The following is a 16167-nucleotide window of genomic DNA, read 5'->3' on the forward strand; positions in this document are numbered from 1 at the left end:
TTAGCGTTTACGCTGCCAGATACGTTGCTGATAGTGACGAATCGACCGGTCGGCGCTGAACATGCCGCAGCGAGCGGTGTTGAGTATCGTGGCGCGCGTCCAGGCCGCTTTATCAGACCACAGTGCTTCAACGCGCTGCTGAGCGTTGAGGTAATGCCGGAAGTCGGCCAGCACCAGATAAGGATCGCCGTTTTTAGCCCCCAGACTGTGCAACAGCAGATCAAAAGCGTGCCGGTCGCCTGCGCTGAACGTACCATCCTCCAGTGACGTCAGCGCCTGGTCGAGCTGGGCGTCTTTTTCGCGCCATTTTCCAGGGGCATAGCCAGCGGCCTTGAGGGCGTTAACCTGTTCTACCGTATGACCAAAAATAAAGATATTCTCCTCGCCGACCTGTTCAGAAATCTCCACGTTCGCACCATCGAGCGTGCCAATGGTCAGCGCGCCGTTCAGGGCCAGCTTCATGTTGCCGGTGCCCGAGGCCTCTTTGCCCGCCAGTGAAATCTGCTCTGACAGGTCTGCTGCCGGGATAAGCCGTTCTGCCACAGAGACGTTATAGTCGGGAATAAACACCACTTTGAGGCGATCGGCCACGCGCGGATCGGTGTTGATGACGTCGGCCACCTTGTTGATGGCAAAAATGATATTTTTAGCCAACGCATAGCCCGGTGCCGCTTTCGCGCCGAAGATCACGACGCGAGGACAGCGGTTCGCCTGAGGATCGCTCACCAGGGTTTGCCATAAGGCGATGGTATGCAGCAGGCTGAGATGCTGACGTTTGTACTCGTGCAGCCGTTTGATTTGCACATCAAACAGGGCCTCGGGATTAACCTTAATCCCGGTGCGTTGCGCAATCCAGCAGGCCAAATCCACTTTATTGCGCTGTTTAATCTCGCTGTACGCCGTGCAAAACCCCGGATTATCCACCTGTTTTTCCAGCCCCTGAAGCGCATCCAAATCGTTGAGCCAGGGCTGATTAAGCGTTTTTCCGATAAGCGCCGCCAGTCGGGGATTACACTGATGAATCCAGCGGCGCGGTGTGATGCCATTGGTGACGTTGTGGAATTTTTCCGGCCACAGGGTGACGTATTCCGGGAACAGATCGTCTTTTACCAGCCGCGAGTGCAGGGCGGCCACGCCGTTTACCGCAAAGCAGGTCACCACGCATAAATTGGCCATGCGCAGCTGCTTACCGTGCACGATGGCCAGTTTCGACCAGACGGCCTTGTTCCCAGGCCACTGCCGGTTAACCGCCTCTTTGAGCTGGGTATTGATGGCGTTAACAATCTCCATGTGCCGCGGAAGCAGGCTGCGCACGATGTGAGTATCCCAACACTCCAGCGCTTCCGGCATCAGCGTATGGTTGGTGTAGGCAAAGGTGCGCTGGGTAAGGTGCCAGGCGTCCTGCCAACTGAGCTGATGGTCATCCAGCAATAGCCGCATCAGTTCAGGAATAGCCAGCGTTGGGTGCGTATCATTCAGCTGGATCACCTCATGATCTGGTAGGGTTTCAATGGCACGGCCCGCCAGACGGTGACGACGAAGGATGTCTGCCAGCGAACAGGCGCACTGAAAATACTGCTGCATCAGGCGCAGTTTTTTTCCTGCCTGATGGTTGTCGTTGGGGTAAAGCACTTTGGTCAGTTTTTCCGCATTAATGCCTTGCTTTTCCGCCCGTAAAAAAGCGCCGCCGTTAAACGTTTTGAGATCGAAAGGGTGCGCATGTTTTGCCTGCCACAGCCGCAGAGGCTGCGTGAGGCCATTCTCAAAGCCCACGACCGGCAGATCCCAGGCTTCGCCCTCCAGTTGAAACGCAGGCTGCCAGTGCGCTTTGCCATTCTCTGCGACGACTTTGCCGCCCAGGCCTACCTGCACCGTTAGCGCAGCATTATGTGTAAACCAGGGGTAGCGGTCGCGCTGCCAGTCGTCGGGCAGTTCATCCTGTTCACCTTCGACAAAGCGCTGACGAAACAGGCCATATTGGTAGTTCAGGCCATAGCCCGTTGCGGGCTGACCCACCGTGGCCATCGCGTCCAGAAAACAGGCCGCCAGCCTGCCCAGTCCGCCATTGCCCAGCGCCGGATCGCTCTCGCTTTCCAGCACCTCGCTCAGCGAAACATCCCACTGCTTCAGGGCCGTATTAACGCCGTCGAACCACCCTAAGTTGAGCAGGTTGTTGCCGGTCAGCCGCCCGGTGAGAAACTCCATAGAGAGGTAATTCACATGGCGCAAATCACCGGATGCCGGGCGGGCGGGCAGCGCGTTGAGCATTTCTGCCAGCGCGCCGCTCAGAGCCTGCCACCACTGATATGGTGTCATTTCTCCTGCATCATGCAGGCCAAAGCGTTGCCACTGGCGCGTCAGCGCAGCGTCAAAACGGGAACGATCAAAAGGGTGCTGTGTCATAGCCGGGTGTCCTGTCGACAAAGAATGGGAATGAGGATGAGTCTGCCCTTGCGCGCGGAATCGCTCATCCTCCTGGCAAAAGTTCCGTCAGGATGAGGGCAAGGGAGGAGACGTTGAGGCAAGTCTGAAAATTTCACTTAAGTGTGATTAGACTCGCTTTTGTGAAGATTCGCTAAAGCGTCCGCTTGCTTTATCAGGAGGGATAGCTGAACGTGTGAGGAATAATTACGAAGCGTAAAAAAATGATGCGCCAGACGTTAACGGAGAAGCGTGCGTACATGTTAATCCCCTCTAAACTCAGCCGTCCTGTCCGCCATGAAGCCACGGTGAAACGGGAGCGGCTGATACGAAAACTTTCCGCTGCAGGTAACTACCGCCTGGTGCTGGTAACCAGTCCTGCAGGCTATGGCAAAACCACCCTGATATCGCAGTGGGCTGCAGACAAAGCCGATTTGGGCTGGTACTCCCTGGATGAAAGTGACAATCAGCCAGAGCGTTTTGCGGACTATTTAATTGCCGCCCTGCAGCAGGCCACGCACGGCAGCTGTAGCCGGAGCGAAGCGCTGGCAAACAAACGGCAGTACGTGAATCTGAATGCGCTGTTTACGCAGATTTTCAATGAGCTTCATGCCTGGCATCAACCGCTGTGGCTGATTATCGATGATTACCATCACATCACCAATCCGGTGATTCATGAAGCGATGCGTTTCTTTTTACGCCATCAACCTGAAAACGTTACCCTGGTGGTGCTTTCGCGTAATCTTCCCCAGTTGGGGATCGCCAACCTGCGCGTTCGCGAGCAGTTGATGGAATTGAGCAGTCAGCAACTGGCGTTTACCCATCAGGAGGCGCAGCAGTTTTTCGATGCCCGCCTGCCTGCGCCGCTGGAGTCCGAAGATGCGGGACGCCTGTGTGATGACGTTGCAGGCTGGGCCACGGCGCTGCAGCTTATCGCGCTCTCGGCCCGACAGGGGGCGGGCGCGGCCCAGCACTCCGCGCGTCGCCTGTCAGGGATCAATGCCAGCCACTTAACCGATTATCTGGTTGAGGAAGTGCTGGATAACGTCAGTCTGACCACGCGCCATTTTCTGCTGAAAAGTTCGCTGCTGCGTTCACTTAACGCGCCGCTGATTACCCAGGTGACAGGCGAGGATAACGGCCAGTGCTGGCTGGAAGACATTGAGCGGCAGGGGCTGTTTCTGCAGCGGATGGATGACTCCGGCCAGTGGTTTAGCTATCACCCTCTGTTTGGCAGTTTCCTGCAACAGCGTTGCCAGTGGGAACTGGCTGCTGAACTTCCGGCGCTGCATCGGGCGGCGGCAACCAGCTGGATGGCGCAGGGCTTCCCGAGCGAGGCGATTCATCATGCGCGTGCTTCCGGTGACGCGGAGATGCTGCGTGATGTGTTAACCGAGCACGCATGGTCGCTGTTTAATCAAAGCGAGCTGCCTTTACTGGAGTCCTCGCTGAATGCACTGCCTTGGGCGATGCGGCTCGATAATCCCAGCCTGGTGTTGTTACAGGCCTGGCTGATGCAAAGCCAACACCGCTACGCAGAGGTGAACAGCCTGCTGGCCCGATTTGAGCAGGAAAGCCAGTGCGAAATTGATGCGGTATTACGCGGTGAATTTAACGCGTTACTGGCGCAGGTCGCCATTAACGATGGCAATGCCGATGAGGCGGAACGCCTGGCGATGCTGGCGCTGAATACGCTGCCTGAGAGCCGCCACTACAGCCGTATCGTGGCAACCTCGGTACATGGCGAAGTCATGCACTGTAAAGGCGAGCTGAGTAACTCGCTGGAGTTGATGCGCCAGACAGAGCAAATGGCGCGGCGGGATGAAGCCTGGCACTATGTGCTCTGGAGCCTGATCCAGCAAAGCGAAATTTTGTTTGCTCAAGGCTTTCTGCAAACGGCGTACGAGACTCAACAGCGGGCCTTCGTGCTGGTCAAAGAGCAGCATCTTTCACACTTTCCGCTGCATGAGTTTCTGTTGCGTATCCGCGCCCAGCTGCTGTGGGCCTGGGGCAGGCTGGATGAAGCCGAGCAGGCGGCACGCGAGGGCATGAAAGTGCTGCAGGGTTATCAGCCTCAGCAGCAAATACAGTGCCTGGGCTTATTGGTGCAAAGCGCAATTGCCCGGGGCAACCTGGACAACGCACGCAGCCTGTTGAACCGGCTGGAAAACCTGCTAAACAACGGCCGCTGGCACAATGACTGGCTCGCCAATGCCGATAAGGTCAGAGTGCTGTACTGGCAAATGACTGGCGATACGCAAAGCGCCAGTGAGTGGCTGCGTCAGACACCTAAACCGGCCTGCGCCAATAACCATTTTTTGCAGGGCCAGTGGCGAAACGTGGCACGGGCACAGATTTTGCTCGGGCATTACACGCAGGCAGAAGTGATTCTCGATGAGCTTAATGAAAATGCGCGCCCCTTGCAGTTGATGAGCGATCTCAACCGTAATGTACTGCTGCTGAACCAGATTTACTGGGAAACCGATCAGCGTGCAAAAGCGCAGCATGCGTTGCTGGATGCGCTCCGGCTGGCCCGCAGCACGGGGTTCATTAGCCACTTTGTGGTGCAGGGCGAATCCATGGCGCAACAGCTGCGTCAGTTATTGCAGTTGAATACCCTTGATGAGCTGGATAACCACCGGGCGCGCCGCATCCTTAACGAGATCAATAAGTATCATCGTCATAAATTTGCCCATTTTGATGAAAGCTTTGTCAGCCGTTTGCTGAATCATCCTGACGTGCCCGAGCTGATTCGTACCAGTCCGCTAACGCAGCGTGAATGGCAGGTGCTGGGGCTGATCTATTCCGGCTACAGCAACGAGCAGATTGCGGCGGAGCTGGACGTAGCCTCAACCACGATCAAAACCCATATCCGGAATCTTTATCAGAAGCTGGGGATTACGCATCGGGCTGAGGCGATGACTCAGGCGCAGTCGATGCTGAAAATGATGGGTTACGTCTGAGAAAGGCAACAGGCAGCGACGCGCTGCCTGTTCGCGCGGTTTAGTTAACCCGACGTGTATCAGGCATCAGTAACGTGGCAAATCCCAGCAGCGGAAGAAAGCCACAGGCGTTATACACGGTAGTGATACCGTACCCGTCAGCCAGTTTCCCCAGCGCCGCCGCCGCGATACCGCCAATACCAAACATGGTGCCGAACATAATCCCGGCGACCATCCCGGTACGGCCGGGCAACACTTCCTGCGCGTACACGACCAGCGCCGCAAATGCCGATGAAAAGACCAGGCCGATACAAACGGTCAGCACCACGGTCCAGAACAAATTGGCATGCGGCATCAGCAGCGAGAACGGGATAACACCCAGAAACGAGATCCAGACAACCGCTTTGCGGCCAATGCGATCGCCAATCGGTCCGCCGGCCAGCGTGCCAACCGCGACGGCGGCCAGAAAGGTAAACAGGTAGATCTGCGCCTGCGGAATCGGGAGCTGAAAGCGCTCAACCAGGTAAAAAATGTAGTAGTTACTGATTGAGGCAATATAGGTAAATTTTGCCAGCAGCAGCACGCCAACCACGGACAACGCCACTTTGACGTCCCGCGAAGAAAGCGACCGCAGCGCCTGAAGGTTGTGTTTTTTCATGTGCGCATGGCCGTGTTTCACCGTCCAGCGGCTGATGCCGGAAAGAATAATGACCGCAAACAGCGCAATGATCATCAGCCAGCCGACCGCTATCTGTCCGTGCGGAATAATCAGCATCGCCGCCACTAAAGGCGCAAACGCCGTGCCAATATAACCGCCGACCTGAAACGTTGACTGTGCCGTACCAAAGCGGCCGCCCGATGCCATCCTTGCAACCCGCGAGGCTTCCGGGTGAAAGGTTGCAGAGCCAACGCCAATCAGCGCCGAAGCAACCAACACCACGGAAAAGTGCGGGGCCATCGCCAGGAGTCCGATGCCAATCAGGGTCGAAACCATGCCAGACGGCAGCAGCCAGGGTTTGGGATGTTTGTCGGTGTACAGGCCGATCCAGGGCTGCAACAGCGACGCCGTCATCTGATAGATCAACGTGATCAAACCAATCTGCGCGTAGCTCAGCGTAAAGTTGGTTTTCAGCAAGGGATAAATCGATGGCAGCATGGCCTGGATAAAATCGTTACAGCAGTGGGAAAATGCGACCGCGCCAAGAATCGACACCAGAATCTTCTGGCTGTCGTCAACGGCGGGGGACAGATCCGGCTGGCTTGATTTTACGTCACTGGTGTAATCAGACATGAAGATTTCCGCTTAAGGCTTTACGTTTATTGACGTATCTTACTCCACGAAAAAATGGCGGTGCTGACAAACGTGCTATTTATGGCAAATTAGTAAAATAATTGTTAATGCTCATAGCGTTTTACTCAGGCAAACCGACACAGGCTTATCCTTGTACACACCATAGCGCGCGGTTTGTTGATAGCCGTGACGCTGGTAAAACGCCACCGCACGGGTATTAACGACGCGGGTAGAAAGGCGAATTGCCTTGTAGCCGCGCGCCCGGGCAAGCTGCTCTAGGGCTGAGAGCAGCGCCGCGCCGGTTCCCGCGTGCTGTCGGGTTGAAAACATGCGTTTCAGTTCGGCGGTTTCAGCGGAAACATGCACGAGTGCGCCGCAGCCAACAGCGTTACCCACTTCATTGGTGGCAAGTATCCACAGCGCCCCGTCTGAGGGATTAAAGTGATGGGTTCCGTTGTCGCCGGTTATTGCCAACAGCTCGGCTGACAGGCGGGCCGTCAGCGTCTGTAGCGCGGGTGCGCTGCCGGGGACGATGTCGGTATGAATCATCGAGTCTGCCCCCAACGGCTGCGCAGATAATTCACGGCATCCTGCGTTTGCGGCTGATTCAGGAAATCTTCACGAAACAAGATAGTGCCATCAATCTGCGGGAGGGAATCGTTAAGATCCAGCTGTCTTTTCAGCTCCGGCACGCCACCGTTAATCGTCCATTCCGGCTCATTTTTGGCCGGCACGCCAACTTTATATAAGGCGATACCGATATACAGGCGAGTTTTGGTCGGCTTGACGACGTTAGCCCACCAGTTTGCCAGCACATCATAGCGGGCAGCGCTGCGCGAGAAGGGCCAGTAGATTTGCGGCGCGATATAGTCCAGCAACCCTTCCTGCACCCAACGGCGCGTATCCGCGTAAGATTCATCGTAAGCCGCCGCGCCGCGCGTGTCTGAGCCTGCCGCATCATGTGAGCGGTTGCGCCAGACGCCCGCAGGGCTGACGCCAAATTCTACATTCGGCTTGAGCTGCTTGATGGTGTGGGAAACCTGCTCGATTAACAACTGTGTATTATGTCTGCGCCAGTCTGCTTTGGACGCAAAGCCCTGACCGTATTTAATAAAGGTCTGGCTGTCGTTCAGGGCAGAGCCGGGGGACTCGGCATAGAAGTAATCGTCAAACTGCACACCATCGATGTCATAACGCTTGACCACCTCAGCCACAATACTGGTTATCCAGTCACGGGCATCGGGAATGCCCGGATCGAGCACATAGCGATCCCCCGCGGTACGAATCCAGTCACGATGGAGCACAAATACGCTGGCAGGGTGTTGCGACAGCGTGCGGTTTAGCTCGGCTACCGTTGAAGGTTTGGTATTCACCGATACACGGTAGGGATTGAACCAGGCATGTACCCGCATACCGCGCCGGTGCGCTTCATCGAGCATGAACTGCAGCGGGTCAAAGCCCGGATTCTGCCCAATTTTCCCGGTCATCATGTCTGACCAGGGCAGGATTTTTGAGTCCCAGAGCGCGGTTCCGTCAGGTTTAACCTGGAAGAACACCGTGTTGATTCCCAGACTTTTCAGTTTATCCAGCTTATCCGTCAACGCTTTTTTCTGCACCCGAATGCGCACGTCGTCGCTGCTGATATTCACCGAGGCGAGCGGCGGCCAGTCGAGGCGTGAAACCGTGGTGAGCCAGACGCCGCGCATGGGTGCGTTGTGCGGCACCGGTTGAGAAGGCGGCGCAGGTTTACTGGCGGGCGGAAAAGGCGTAACCAGAGACTTAGGCGGCGTCGAGGCACAGCTGACCAGCAGTAAAGCCGAGGCTAACAGGCCGGGTTTTACCGCCGCGTTAAGGCGGAAAAGATCGCGAAGGCTGATGATGATAAACTCCGTGTAGCGCAGTCCTTGATGCAGGCTATTCTGATCCTATTTGCCGCAAAGTCAATCAACCCTGCCAGCATCTGGTCACGCAGTTTGCCTTACCCGGCGCCTGAACTTTTTATGCTGAGGCGTAACCTGAGCAAAGGAGCGATAAATGAAAACATTTAAAGGCAATAAACAGTCATTGCCGGTTCGCTATTGCAAACAGTGCCAGAAACCGATGACCTGGCGCAAAAAGTGGGAAAAGTGCTGGGAAGAGGTGCAATATTGCTCCGAGCGCTGCCGTCGGCAGCGGCGAGCCACAAATGCCGATGCCTGAAAGCCGGTAAAATCCTGTGGTTTTGCCTGCGATAACCCGCCATGTAACATTTAGCAAAAGTTATCCTGGCTTTTACATCACTGTTCCCACGCACCAACGCAATTACTGTACCAGGCTTAAAGAAAAGCCAATAACAGTGATTGTGGAGCAATATGAAAGAGCAAGAGAGCACATCAGGCATTCATACCTATGACGGTGCGGCGGGCGGCTGGGGCGCGTTAAAAGCTGTGGCCGGTGCCATTCGCGGACAGATGGCGGTAACCCAGGATGTCATTGCGCTGTTCAAGGTCAACCAACCTGAAGGTTTTGACTGTCCGGGCTGTGCCTGGCCCGATCCCAAGCATACTTCATCGTTTGAGTTCTGTGAAAACGGCGCAAAAGCGGTTTCATGGGAAGCGACCAGCAAACGCACCACACCTGAATTTTTTGCGGCGCATACCGTTACCGAGCTATGGGGGCGTAATGCCCATGAGCTTGAGGGAGAGGGCAGACTGACGCATCCGATGAAGTATGATCCCGCCAGCGATACCTATCAGCCCATTGCATGGGAAACGGCCTTTAACGAAATTGGCGAGCGACTGCGGAGTTATCAGGATCCCGACAGCGTGGAGTTTTACACCTCGGGCCGCGCCTCTAACGAAGCGGCGTTTCTCTGGCAGCTGTTTGCCCGCGAGTTTGGGACCAACAATTTCCCCGACTGCTCAAACATGTGCCATGAGCCAACCAGCGTAGGCTTGCCAGAATCCATTGGCATCGGCAAAGGCACGGTGGAGCTGGATGATTTTGACCACTGTGATCTGGTGATTTGCATCGGTCACAATCCTGGAACCAACCATCCCCGCATGCTGGCAACCCTGCAGGAGGTGTCAAAACGCGGTGCCAAAATCGTCGCCATCAACCCACTGCGCGAGCGCGGTCTTGAACGTTTTACCGCGCCACAGAGTCCGGTTCAGATGATAACCCTCAGCTCAACGGAACTCGCCTCAACCTATTATAAAATTCGGGTAGGCGGCGATGCCGCGATGCTGAAAGGCGTGATGAAATGTTTGTTGGCGATGGATGATGAAGCTAAAGCGAACGGCAACCCTGGCATCTTCGATGAGACCTTTATTGAACAACATACGCAAGGCATTGACGCGTTAAAAGCCGATTTGGCTGCGACAGACTGGGATCATATCCTGAAAGTGTCCGGTATGACGCGCGAGCAAATCCAGCATATTGCTCACCTTTATGCCAATGCTGAACGCACAATCATTTGCTACGGCATGGGGATTACCCAGCACCAGTATGGAACGCAAAATGTTCAGCAGATTGCCAATCTGCTACTGTTGCGCGGCAATATGGGCAAGAAGGGCGCAGGAATCTGCCCTTTGCGCGGTCACTCTAACGTGCAGGGCGATCGTACCGTTGGCATCACTGAGATTCCCTCCGAAAGCCTGTTGAACAGCCTCGAAAAGGTCTTTGGCTTTACGCCACCGGCCAAACATGGTCACAGTGCGGTACAGGCCGTTCAGGCGATACGGGATGGAAAAATCAACGCGTTGCTCTGCCTCGGCGGTAACCTGGCCGAAGCGATGTCCGATCCCCAGGTGACGTTCCCTGCCATGCGCAAGCTGGACATGGTCGTGCATATGGCCACCAAGCTGAACCGGTCGCATTTGCTTCTGGCAAAACACAGCTATCTGTTCCCGGTGTTGGGCCGCACAGAGATCGATCGGCAGCAATCCGGCGCGCAGAGCGTCACGGTTGAAGACTCCATGTCGATGGTGCACGCATCACGCGGTACCCTTGATCCTGCCTCACCGCATCTGAAATCCGAACCCGCGCTGGTTGCCGGCCTGGCGAAAGCCACGCTTCCGGGCACGGTAGTGGACTGGGACAGCATGATCGCCGATTACAGCCTCATTCGCGATGCCATCGAGAAAGTGGTGCCGGGCTTTGAAAACTTTAATGAGCGCCTCCAGCAGCCGGGCGGGTTTCGTTTACCCAACGGCGCCTCCGAGCGAGTCTGGCACACGTCCTCGGGCAAAGCGCAGTTCCTGGTCATGGAAGGCATCAATGAAGATCCGCGTTCGCTGAAGTGCCACGACCTGGTGTTGACGACATTGCGCAGCCACGACCAATATAACACCACGCTGTACGGCCTTGACGACCGCTATCGCGGAATCAAAGGACGCCGTGATGTGTTGTTTATCAGTGAAAATGAGGCGGAAAAAAACGGTGTCCGCATGGGCGATCGGGTGAATGTGATTGCGCTGGATCCTGACGGAAACCCAACGCATCGTCGTATTGATAATCTCACCATTGCCGTACATGACATGGCTGAAGGTTCGGTCGCAGCTTATTATCCCGAGGCTAACGTACTTATACCGCTGGACAGCTACGACACGAAAAGCGGTATTCCTTCCTATAAAAGCACCCCGGTAATGATGGAACTGGCCCAGACAGAGGCGCCAGCGGATAGTGCAACGCGCCGCTAACGGTTTTCTGCTGGTCTAAACCAAACCTTAACGAACGGCCATCTGAGTGGAAATCTCTACTCAGATGGCTATACAATCGCCGGGAATTTTACTCATGAGGCAATCAACCTTGGACACAAGTCCCGAACGATTACACCTGGCTTCTGCAGTAAGATAGTCTTCTGGCTGTCTTAACTGCGCGTTAAGATGGCGGCTCAATCTTCCCTCCATAACGTGATGTGCTCTGTGCATCAGCGCCCGCTGTAATCCATTTTATTCATCTTTATTTTTCCGTACTGCGCATACGTGCGTGGCGGAGAGAGGTTTATCATGGACTGGAAAATATTTTTACTGCGCGTGTCGGCTGCGCTGATTCTTGGCGCGCTGATTGGCAGCGAACGCCAACTGCGCCAACGTATGACCGGCTTGCGTACGAATGCGCTGGTGAGCACCGGCGCCTGCTTGTTTGTTCTAATGACCCAATGTGTGCCGGGCATTGCCAGCGACGCGACGCGCGTTGCCGCCTATGTGGTTTCTGGTATTGGTTTTCTCGGCGGCGGGGTGATTATGCGCGACGGATTAAACGTTCGTGGCCTGAACACTGCCGCCACCTTGTGGTGTACCGCGGCCGTTGGGGTGCTGTGCAGCATGGGATTATTGCTTGAAGCCGCGATTGGCTGCATGGTGATTCTGTGCGCCAATATCCTGCTGCGCGAGCTGGCGCTGGGCATTAATCGTCAGTCCATCGTCTCCGCCGACGAAGCGGTGCAACATTATAAAGTACAAATTGTCTGTCTGGCTCAGGATGAAGTTCAGGTACGCAGCCTGATGCTGCACAGCCTGGGCAACAGCGGCTTGCGCCTGCAGTCGCTCCATAGCGAAGATATGGATCCGCCACATCGTATGGAAGTGAATGCTGAAGTGATGGGACAGCCCAGCATGACCGGACAGCTGGAAAGTCTGGTGAGCCGCATCAGCCTGGAGAAAGGCGTCAGTTCCGTGCGCTGGCAGGTGTGCGGGTTGGATCCGAGTGAAAACGGATAGAACAAAAAACAGGCGTCGCTACGTGAATTCTGAGGAACGGGCAGGGGAAGTTATGGGTCAGAATTGGCGTAGCGTTGTTATCCTGCTTTTAAAATACTTAGCTAAAAACATCCAAAATTTAATTTTTATGTAAAATAAAATGCTGAGGAAAACGCCTTTAAGTATATCTTATTTTGGCATGAGATATCTGAACATAAAATAAAGAGTTAACACCCTCGGGGGGGATGTTAATCTCGCTAATGTTTTTCTTTCTTAATACATTAAAGAGATGTGTTTGTGTTACTAGATGTATATTTTTATATTTTAATGTTGGATGTTGTGTCAATAAATTTCCGTCATTGGGGTCTAATTGCGCAATTCAATTCAGGAGGCTAATGGATTTCCGTATTTAAACAGAGTGTAAACAAAGGGTAGGAAAAAAAATTATCTAATAAGAAATTCATTATGATTTTATTTATTTTGAACATGCTCAAATTAACCATGTTTTAGTTTAACATTTACCAGTCAAGTTTTTGAGCGTTTTAAATTTACGACTCATGAGCGGTTTATATTTTTAATAAATTATAGGTTTGATGTTAAAAAAAGGAAGTTTTTCCGCCACGGCTTCATCATTATAAAGGATACGGAATGTCGCACTTTATACATTCATTCATTTTCTGTTCTACATTCGCATTGAGTACTCTGGCTACCAAAGCCTATTCCTCTGATCATATCAGCGCCTCAGCGTGGAGAGAGACAAAGGAAACTGCCTATCCAACGCTCTGTGATAAACATCAGATTGAATTATTCTCATGCCCTGATAAATCACGGCACACTATTGCATTGTGCATGACTAGAAAAGATGAATTGATAAGCTTTGTCTACCGGCAGCATCGAATAAAGAAAAGCATTCAGCTGAACAGCATCCAACGGGCTATGGATAGCCCGTCAAATGGACCATCTACCATATTGCAAGCTGAAACAGGAAAAGGCTTATTTCGATTTTATCTTGATGAAAATTCTTCAGATTCAGATGAAAATTATCTAGGAGTGGTGACTCTGAACGGAAAGGTCGCTTTCGCATGCATCCACGACCAGAGAACATATCGAACCCCTACATATATTATTAAATCGAAACAAGGTGAAGATGATCTGGTAAATCTCTGGCATATTAAATTCAATGCTTTTTTTGAAAAAGAACAAAAAGATAATCCAGAATTACATGAAGATAAAATGTATGATCTATGGGGATCATGGCCGGAGTAATCATTTAATTTGTAAGCGAGTGCATTTTAAATTAAGAGTGAATTAAGGGTTACTTAAACCGATTATGCCGTTAAGTCAATGATGAGGAAAAAATGGGATTTTGTAAGGAAAAAAAAGAAAGTAATTATAAATTCAGAAAAAAAGTAAAGCCAACTATGTTTACATTGGTTTTACTCCTGTCGCTTCCTGGTGCTTATATATATTTTGACTTCACAAAATACAGCGCTTTTGGCCATTTAAACTCAACAATAGAATTCATTATTATTATTTTATATGTACTGATTTTCTTTTTTAGCTTAATAAAAAGGAAGTGGCATTATTTATTTGTTCTTGTGTTGTCAGTTACCATGGTCGTTATTTATCCTTATTCAGGTTTGAAAGATTTAATTATTCATAAAGGATTTTATACACTTAGAGGTCAGTTTTATAAAAACTTATCACACTGTGCTCTGGAACATTATGGTAAAAATCAGGAGCAAACACTCGCCTATTGTTTTAGAACATACCCTGAAATAGAGGGGGGGAATTATGATGTTTTTTATGATACTGGTGGAGAATTGATGTTACCGGAAGATAGTCGTTCTTGCTCGTGGTATAAAGCCTGGTACTCAATTGCCAGAGAAAAGAATGACAGCATACTCTACGGTGTTGCTAAAGAAATAAGTATGCCTTCAATACTCTTTAAAACATCTGATGTTGGTCATTCTTTTTACGCTGTTGAATATGATTTGTTTGATAAAAATTTCAATTATTACCCCAGCTATCACTGCGCCATAAAATAAAAAACCATAATATTGTCTCAAAGAGCGTAAGGTGGTTGTAACTAAAGAAGGGCATGATGCTGCTTCAGTCGGTGATGAATTACAAGCAAGAACGGCCTGGTCACAGTCTAAAACTGAGAAGGGGAAAGCAGAAAATACGCTTGAGAATGATTTAGGTGTTATTGTTATTTCTATCGATATGGGGTTATGCCCAGACTGTTACATAAATCTGGCAAATGCCCAGGAAGGTCTAAAACCAGATTTTAGATTTAAGGAATCAGTTACAGCATCAATCGAATAATCAAAGAACAACTGCAACGGAATGTGAAGAAATGTAACTATCAAAGTATGAGTAAAATCTAAGCAGCCTGCTATTGTAAGTTTCAGTAAACCAGACTACTGTTGTTTATATAAGATTCTGAATAGGTTATAAAAGCCCTTAACTTTGCTGACTCTTTATCTTTACTGTGCGGATCACTCGATGAAGCGTAGAACATCTTTCTTTTTACTTTCCGGCCTTATATTGCTGATTTCCGGCTGCAGCCATCATCCTCGTCCCGAAGCTCCAGAGGACGTATCCGCATCGGATTCAGCTCAAAATCCTGATTTAATTCCCATTGTTGCTGCACTTCACGACCAAATGCACACCTGGCATGATACGCCATACCAATGGGGCGGCACGCAGCTGTCGGGCGTGGACTGCTCTGGTTAGGTCTGGCGTACTTTGCATGACCGCTTTAATCTGCCGATGGACCGCGTGACTACCGCCGATCTGCTGCATATGGGCGTACGCGTAGCACCGGAACATTTACAGCCGGGCGATTTGGTGTTTTTCCGTATCGGCGGTGGTATGCATGTCGGCTTCTATGACACAGACCATCAGTTTATTCATGCCTCGGCCAGCAAAGGCGTGATTCGTTCGTCACTGGATAACCCATACTGGAAATCCGTTTATTACCAGTCGCGCCGGCTGACGCGTGAATACGGCGCGCAGGTGACGTTGAACCGAACAAGTTGACGCGAAGAACGCAAAGCGGTTTGCTGGCGAGTGCGTAACTGGAAAACTTGCTGCCGTAGAGCTGAAAACACAGTGCTGAAACTACAACGCCGAAATCTGTGCAGCGGCAGTTTGCGCGCGGGTGATTATTCTTCGCGTTGTTATGATTGCTTGCTGATGAGTACGTGCGAGAGCAGCCTGAACGATCAAAGCGCATGACGCATGAATAACGGAGTGTGATGACGCTGCCGTGCAGCTGAAAGTGGGCAATAGTCAGATCATGACAGGCAACGCTACGTGAATTATGTATAACCCGCAGGGGTTCTGTGCGCCAGTTTTCACGTAGCGCGCCCGGTGATTAACGGGCTTCAGGTCCAGAGGGGACGCAGGTGAGGTGCCGGGTACGTGTCGGGATGTATTATTTAACATAATATACATTATGCGCACTTTTGCAGGTAGACTTTGATATGGCCGTTTAGCCCGTCTTTTTCGGATACGAAGCCATTTCTGTCTCTTTTCGCCCTGGCTTTAAGTTTTCCTGATGACCTACATCTCATTCATTTCGTCATCAGGCCACAATCGAAAAAACTGCTTTGTCGTTTTGCGACTTTCCTCTTTACTCAGTGAGATTAAATGATGATGAACTTTTGCGACGCATGTTCATGGTTCGAAATGCGCATCAGCATCTCTGCTCTATCGAGATTCACTTAGCATAGAGAAAGCGTGTTTATGGAAGATGCACACAGTCCCGGCATGTCGCATCTTAATTTTTTTATCAGGCTGCATGGGCTGCATGGGCTGCATGGGC

The 16167-nt window shown here is 52.0% G+C and carries 11 protein-coding genes and 1 pseudogene; 8 read left to right on the forward strand and 4 right to left on the reverse strand.

Annotated elements, in window-relative coordinates; genetic code table 11:
- Window positions 1–2403: a maltodextrin phosphorylase gene (gene malP, locus NYE92_RS03590; RefSeq protein ID WP_019106836.1), complete on the reverse strand. Its 2403-nt coding sequence runs from the start codon at window positions 2401–2403 to the stop codon at window positions 1–3.
- Window positions 2404–2681: 278 nt separating this feature from the next.
- Here malP and malT point away from each other — a divergent pair, with 278 nt between their 5' ends.
- Window positions 2682–5384, forward strand: a complete 2703-nt coding sequence (malT, locus tag NYE92_RS03595) for an HTH-type transcriptional regulator MalT (protein WP_029568779.1) — start codon at window positions 2682–2684, stop codon at window positions 5382–5384.
- A gap of 40 nt (window positions 5385–5424) precedes the next feature.
- Here the strand turns inward: malT and NYE92_RS03600 are convergent, their stop codons facing one another.
- The 3 genes from NYE92_RS03600 to NYE92_RS03610 form a co-directional block, all read right to left on the reverse strand.
- Window positions 5425–6654: an MFS transporter gene (locus tag NYE92_RS03600; RefSeq protein WP_013025797.1), complete on the reverse strand. Its 1230-nt coding sequence runs from the start codon at window positions 6652–6654 to the stop codon at window positions 5425–5427.
- Window positions 6655–6765: 111 nt separating this feature from the next.
- On the reverse strand, window positions 6766–7203 hold the full coding sequence (locus NYE92_RS03605; RefSeq protein ID WP_029568780.1) for a GNAT family N-acetyltransferase: 438 nt from the start codon (window positions 7201–7203) through the stop codon (window positions 6766–6768).
- Complete coding sequence (locus NYE92_RS03610; RefSeq protein WP_170934914.1) at window positions 7200–8534, reverse strand: glycoside hydrolase family 10 protein; 1335 nt, start codon at window positions 8532–8534, stop codon at window positions 7200–7202. Before NYE92_RS03610 ends, NYE92_RS03605 begins: the two co-directional genes overlap by 4 nt.
- A 154-nt stretch (window positions 8535–8688) precedes the next feature.
- Between NYE92_RS03610 and NYE92_RS03615 the strand changes: the two genes are divergently transcribed.
- The 7 genes and pseudogenes from NYE92_RS03615 (at window position 8689) to NYE92_RS03645 (ending at window position 15380) form a co-directional block, all read left to right on the forward strand.
- Entirely contained in the window at window positions 8689–8853 is a 165-nt protein-coding gene (locus NYE92_RS03615; RefSeq protein ID WP_013025800.1) for a DUF2256 domain-containing protein, read from the forward strand.
- 152 nt (window positions 8854–9005) lie between these two features.
- Window positions 9006–11333, forward strand: a complete 2328-nt coding sequence (locus NYE92_RS03620; protein WP_014593727.1) for an FdhF/YdeP family oxidoreductase — start codon at window positions 9006–9008, stop codon at window positions 11331–11333.
- A gap of 309 nt (window positions 11334–11642) precedes the next feature.
- Window positions 11643–12356 (forward strand): MgtC/SapB family protein, encoded by a 714-nt coding sequence (locus NYE92_RS03625; RefSeq protein ID WP_014605821.1) that lies wholly within the window; start codon window positions 11643–11645, stop codon window positions 12354–12356.
- 627 nt (window positions 12357–12983) lie between these two features.
- Complete coding sequence (locus tag NYE92_RS03630) at window positions 12984–13601, forward strand: hypothetical protein (protein ID WP_259018542.1); 618 nt, start codon at window positions 12984–12986, stop codon at window positions 13599–13601.
- A gap of 92 nt (window positions 13602–13693) precedes the next feature.
- Window positions 13694–14383 (forward strand): hypothetical protein, encoded by a 690-nt coding sequence (locus tag NYE92_RS03635; protein WP_259018543.1) that lies wholly within the window; start codon window positions 13694–13696, stop codon window positions 14381–14383.
- 31 nt (window positions 14384–14414) lie between these two features.
- Window positions 14415–14663 (forward strand): hypothetical protein, encoded by a 249-nt coding sequence (locus NYE92_RS03640; protein ID WP_259018544.1) that lies wholly within the window; start codon window positions 14415–14417, stop codon window positions 14661–14663.
- A 180-nt stretch (window positions 14664–14843) separates the two neighbouring features.
- Window positions 14844–15380, forward strand: a pseudogene (locus tag NYE92_RS03645) (C40 family peptidase).
- Window positions 15381–16167 lie beyond the last annotated feature (787 nt).

The sequence above is a fragment of the Pantoea sp. B566 genome (assembly GCF_024793925.1).
Classification (GTDB): Bacteria; Pseudomonadota; Gammaproteobacteria; order Enterobacterales; family Enterobacteriaceae; genus Pantoea; species Pantoea ananatis.

Excerpts from the sequence above, each read along its gene's own strand:
- NYE92_RS03615 (WP_013025800.1), top strand. The coding sequence starts at position 8,689 with ATGAAAACATTTAAAGGCAATAAACAGTCATTGCCGGTTCGCTATTGC.
- NYE92_RS03630 (WP_259018542.1), top strand. The coding sequence starts at position 12,984 with ATGTCGCACTTTATACATTCATTCATTTTCTGTTCTACATTCGCATTG.
- malT (WP_029568779.1), top strand. The coding sequence starts at position 2,682 with ATGTTAATCCCCTCTAAACTCAGCCGTCCTGTCCGCCATGAAGCCACG.
- NYE92_RS03605 (WP_029568780.1), bottom strand. The coding sequence starts at position 7,203 with ATGATTCATACCGACATCGTCCCCGGCAGCGCACCCGCGCTACAGACG.
- NYE92_RS03625 (WP_014605821.1), top strand. The coding sequence starts at position 11,643 with ATGGACTGGAAAATATTTTTACTGCGCGTGTCGGCTGCGCTGATTCTT.
- NYE92_RS03635 (WP_259018543.1), top strand. The coding sequence starts at position 13,694 with ATGGGATTTTGTAAGGAAAAAAAAGAAAGTAATTATAAATTCAGAAAA.
- NYE92_RS03620 (WP_014593727.1), top strand. The coding sequence starts at position 9,006 with ATGAAAGAGCAAGAGAGCACATCAGGCATTCATACCTATGACGGTGCG.
- NYE92_RS03600 (WP_013025797.1), bottom strand. The coding sequence starts at position 6,654 with ATGTCTGATTACACCAGTGACGTAAAATCAAGCCAGCCGGATCTGTCC.
- malP (WP_019106836.1), bottom strand. The coding sequence starts at position 2,403 with ATGACACAGCACCCTTTTGATCGTTCCCGTTTTGACGCTGCGCTGACG.